1 protein-coding gene is annotated in these 310 nt (G+C 67.7%); it reads left to right on the top strand.

Annotated elements, in window-relative coordinates:
* Window positions 1-77 precede the first annotated feature (77 nt).
* A partial coding sequence (locus IF29_RS48745; RefSeq protein ID WP_198037698.1) for a hypothetical protein occupies window positions 78-310 on the top strand: 233 nt, incomplete at its 3' end.

Genomic DNA, 310 nt, shown 5'->3' on the forward strand with positions numbered 1-310 from the left:
CGGTTGGTCCTTCGCGGATCCTGGACACGCGGTCGGGTAGGGGTGCGTCGAAGGCGCGGGTTGTCGCGGGTGGGACGGTGCGGTTGCAGGTGGCGGGTGTGGCGGGGGTTCCGTCGAGTGGGGTGACGGCGGTTGCGATGAATGTGACGGCGGTGGCTCCGGTGGGTGCGGGCTATGTGACGGTGTTTCCGGACGGGCAGTCGCGGCCGACGGTGTCGAACCTGAACTTCGCTGCGGGGCAGACGATTCCCAATCTGGTGATGGTTCCGGTGGTGGACGGCAAGGTGGACCTGTACAACGGTTCCGGCGG

Origin of the sequence: Streptacidiphilus jeojiense, from assembly GCF_000719095.1 — a bacterium.
GTDB lineage: Bacteria > Actinomycetota > Actinomycetes > Streptomycetales > Streptomycetaceae > Streptacidiphilus > Streptacidiphilus jeojiensis.